The organism is Bacteroidales bacterium (assembly GCA_012517825.1).
Lineage (GTDB): Bacteria > Bacteroidota > Bacteroidia > Bacteroidales > JAAYUG01 > JAAYUG01.
In genome coordinates this window covers 1-4,459 of the sequence record JAAYUG010000046.1, presented here as the reverse complement: position 1 = coordinate 4,459, position 4,459 = coordinate 1, and the positions used below count along the sequence as shown (strand labels likewise).

The 4,459-nt window shown below is 45.8% G+C and carries 3 protein-coding genes and 1 tRNA gene; 1 reads left to right on the top strand and 3 read right to left on the bottom strand.

Going from position 1 to position 4,459, the window contains the following annotated elements; genetic code table 11:
* Window positions 1-2,180, bottom strand: a 2,180-nt coding sequence (locus tag GX419_03160) for a glycoside hydrolase family 95 protein (GenBank protein NLI23692.1), incomplete at its 3' end; no start/stop codon positions are given.
* An 83-nt stretch (window positions 2,181-2,263) separates the two neighbouring features.
* Between GX419_03160 and GX419_03155 the strand changes: the two genes are divergently transcribed.
* A tRNA-Cys gene (locus tag GX419_03155) sits at window positions 2,264-2,334 on the top strand.
* Between the two features lie 261 nt (window positions 2,335-2,595).
* On the opposite strand, the gene GX419_03150 is transcribed toward GX419_03155, so the two are convergent.
* Together GX419_03150 and GX419_03145 are read right to left on the bottom strand one after the other, a co-directional pair.
* Complete coding sequence (locus GX419_03150; GenBank protein NLI23691.1) at window positions 2,596-3,657, bottom strand: hypothetical protein; 1,062 nt, start codon at window positions 3,655-3,657, stop codon at window positions 2,596-2,598.
* A gap of 321 nt (window positions 3,658-3,978) precedes the next feature.
* The coding region (locus GX419_03145) for a T9SS type A sorting domain-containing protein (GenBank protein ID NLI23690.1) at window positions 3,979-4,459 on the bottom strand (481 nt) is incomplete at its 5' end.

Genomic DNA, 4,459 nt, shown 5'->3' with positions numbered 1-4,459 from the left:
GCAGGCAAGAGCCGGATAAATCCCTCATGGCTTTGAATCAGCATTTCGGCAATTCCTGCCGTAGCCCCAAAATTGCCGTCGATCTGAAAAGGCGGACAGAGATCGAAGAGGTTAGGACAGGTACTTCGCTTTAACAAAGTTTTGAGCATGTCATGGGCTTTGTCACCATCATGAAGCCGGGCGCGGAAGCTGATAATCCAGGCCGCACTCCATCCGGTATGCCCTCCGCCATGTTCCAACCGGTAATCGAGCGATTTTCTTGCAGCTTCCATAAACTCCGGAGAAGAATCAAATGTATATTGATTTCCCGGATGGAGAGCATACAAATGCGACATATGCCTGTGACCTGGTTCCGGTTCGGCGAACTCCTCGGCCCATTCCATCAGCCGCCCGTCAGAACCTATACCGGGCAGAAGCAATTCCGGCAGAATGGTTTCAATTTGTCGGGTCACGGAATCTTTCATCCCCAGTATTTTGGAAGCTACAAGAAAACTGCTGAAAAGGTCGTAAATGACTTCCTGATCATGGGAAGGGCCCATACTTATCTGATAATTCTTCCCGTCGGACGCAGTGAACGAATTTTCAGGCGATCCGGCAGGTCCTGATACCCATTTACCTGTCCGTGGATCTTTCACCAGCCAGTCGCAATAAAAAAGAGCAGCATTTTTCATTACAGGGTAATAGGTACGAAGGAACCCGGTATCCTGAGTGAATTGATAATGTTCCCATATGTGCCTGCACAGCCATCCGCCTGCTCCCAGATGAAGTCCCCATAAAGGATTTTCTCCGGGGGAGGTGAATCCCCATACATTGGTAATCGGATGCACACACCACCCTCTGGCTCCGTACTGAACCGCTGCCGTCCGCGAACCCGGCTCCATCAGGGATGAGATTAATTCCATAAGTGGCTGGTTGCACTCGTGCAATCCGGTAACATTAGCAGGCCAGTAATTCATCTGAACATTGATATTGGTATGATAATCACCATTCCATGGTGTCTGGATCTTGCTGGCCCAGATTCCCTGAAGATTGGCCGGAAGACTTCCCGGACGGGAGGAAGATATCAGGAGGTAACGGCCATATTGGAAGTACAGCGATTCAAGGTAAAGATCTTCCTGACCCTGCTGGTATCTTTTCAAACGGATATCAGTGGGAACAGTGTCAATTACCTTGCTGTTTCCCAATTGCAATATACACCGCTCAGAAAGATTCCTGAAATCGGCAAGATGATTTCTGTATAGCTGTTTATAGTCAAGTTGACTGGCTTTTTCCAGGCGGTTCCATACTTCGTTTTCAAAATCTTCCCGTTTATAATCAGGATAATGCAACCGGTAGTCTGTGGCTGCACTGACAAGCAATACTACTTCGTTTGCGTTATGAACCTGTATCTTGTTTCCGGATTCTTCGAGACGACCTCCTTTTATGACCGGACGGATAATGGCAAAGTATTTCATGCCTTCTCCTCCTTTTCCGTCAGAAAGTGCCCCGTGTACGATAATCTGGCCATTTTTTGTGGCAACTGCGTATCTCTCGGGCCTGGTAAACCAGAAAGAAAGATTTACTGCGTTTTTCCTATCGGCTGAAATTTTGTATACAAGCACTTTATCGGGATAGCTCACAAATGCCTCCCGACGGAACCTGATGTTGTTTTGTCGGTAAGAAACCCGGGCAATTCCGGTCATAATATTCAGTTCGCGCCGGTAGTCGGTATATTCAGTTTTTGGGTCTGATTCTATCCAAAGGTCTCCCAGTGTCTGATAACTACCAAAAGGCACATTTGTCCCGTTGCCGTATCCGGAGCCGTATCCTTTGCAAATTTGTGTTTTAAGGGTTAATTCAGATGCTTCATTAAATTTACCTGCAAAAAGCAATTCCCGAATTTTTGGCAGGGAGGCCTTTGCATCGGGATTGTCATTGTCGTCAGGACTTCCTGACCAGAGGCTTTTTTCGTTTAGCTGGATTCTCTCCAAAGCTACGTCGCCGAAAATCATTACGCCCAAGGCACCGTTGCCCAGAGGAAAAGCTTTCAGCCATTCGGGATCATCGGTCCATGCATTTGGACTGTCGGGTACATCAGCTTTTGCCGGTTGGGTGTACCACAGCTTCATGGGCGTAATATTCTTCTTGCAGCCTGAAAGGGAAAGAATTACAAAAAAGAATCCCCAAAAAAATTTTCTCATGACGTGGTAGTTCAAGGAAGTTTCAAATTTGGCAAATTTCGGAAAAAGAAAAAATTACTACCTTTGCATTGTAATCAAGTGCTGGTCTCTTGGCCGAGTGGCTAGGCACAGGTCTGCAAAACCTCGTACGGCGGTTCGAATCCGCCAGAGACCTCCTCCCAAATCCCTTCGCGACAGCGAAAGGGATTTTTTGCTTTGTATGACCTCAAGCTCGCTTGAAGGTCATACAAAGCAAAAAATCCCTAAGGCCGGCAGGCCGCAGGGATTTGGGAGGAACGTTCCCCCCCGACCGGATCACTGGAAGTAATCCGCCTTGAAGGTCTTTTTGTCAAGCATTATATATAAAAGCCGGTTGACGCTCTGAGTCAACCGGCTTTTATATAAATCGTTTTTACCAGAGTGTCGGTTATAATCCTTAATAACTGTCGTACAGTATATTGCTACCCGATAAATACACCCCCGTACTGTTATTATATATTCCTCCCCAGTCGCCGTTGGATGGAGATGTGGCATTTCCATCGCCGTTGGTATCTCCTCCGTGGGCATCGTCTTTAAAGGAGGTAAAGAAATTGGTAGAGTTAAAGGTGAGGGATGCACCGGTTCCTATAACAAGGTAACTGCCTGGAGTAAATTTCACAATAACACTCTGGGCCAGGGTCAGGCTTCCCGGACTTTCAATCCAGAGATCATTGTCATTGATTACAAAAGGAACTTCCGTTTCGGCCCAGGTGGTAGGTTTGTTGATAGCATAAATATCATAAATGAAGATGCCGTTCATTTTGTTCTTTATGTTGGGATCTCCGGGTTTGCTGAATACGTTTGAATTATCGATGCTGATGACGGATGACACCGACATAGGTAGAATATTATCGTAAAATGTATTCGATTGAATGACTGTTTGTTCCATGGCCTCAGAGGCATCAAGGGCTCCGTAATAGAAATCGCCGAATTTACCTCCCTTGTTCTTGGTAAAAAGGCAATGGGAAACATTCGCCGCGCCGCCATAAATTTCAAGGGTGCTCAGATAACTGGTACTCCCCCCGTACCAGAATTCGCAATAGGTGAAAATATTGCCGTTGGAGTTTACAGATATATTTCCCCAGTCACCAGGGCCAGGAGAACTTGCAGAACCGTCCTTGTTGATGTCACCTCCATGGGCATCATCTTTCAGGGAGGTGAAAACAATAGGTTTATCGGCCGAACCCTGCGCCACTATAGTTCCATCATCTCCAACCACCATATAATAGCCCGGTGAAAATTTTACTATGGTTCCTGCCTGGATGGTCAATGTATTATCCACCCAGAAATCATGATCCTGAATAACATAAACCTTATCGGCATACCAGGTGGTTGGTTCGGTAATATCTTCAGTAATATATACAACGGAAGAAGAACCTCCGTTGTCATCGTCATCCTTTTTACATCCGGAGATGATGAATAAACCTGCCAATAAGAAAAAAGCAACTGAATTTTTCATGGGTAGTTTGATTTTGGAATTGTTAGATCAAAATTAGGGAAAATCGAAAAAAAACCAAACACTGGGGGGAGGCACTAAAACCAGATTGTGCATCAGGTATGCAAACGAACTAATGGGCATTGGATTGGCCTTTTGCGCAGGCATCCGGGTTAACCCCGATGAAATGCATTGAAAGTGTCCCCTGGGGCACATTGCTCACTTTTTGATGCGCAACGTGGGTTAAATGATCAGGCGGCTCATTTGATTGAACCGCCTGATCTCCCCACATTCACCTGTCAACCTGTCACCAACTAACCAAACTAACCAACCTATAAGCAGTTTTTATTTCATTTTTACAAAACGAAGTGTTTCAGATGTGCTCTTATAATCGACCCTTATGAAATAGATTCCGCCTGGCAAATCGGAAATATCAACAGACACCTTGTCTGATAGGGGGAATTTCTCCATCACTATGTTTCCCGACAGGGAGGTAATCCGGAGGGATTTCATTCTTTCACTGCCGGCTACTGTAATCCGGTCAAAGGCCGGATTCGGGAAGACACTGATTTTCTTCGAACCAGCAGGAGATTCGTATCCAATATTGATGGAGCCATACCCGTTCATTTTTTTGGACGAATAAAAACGGTATTCTCCCGGCTGAAGAGTAATCTGCACAGAAGGGTTTTCCAAAACCAGGCTGTCGGCCCAGAAATAATCATACCATGTGCCTGCTGAAGGGAAGGTAACCGTGTAGTTTCGGGATACTACATCGAAATTTCCAATGGCTATTACGGTATTTTCTGTCCCGTTCCACCGGATGGTT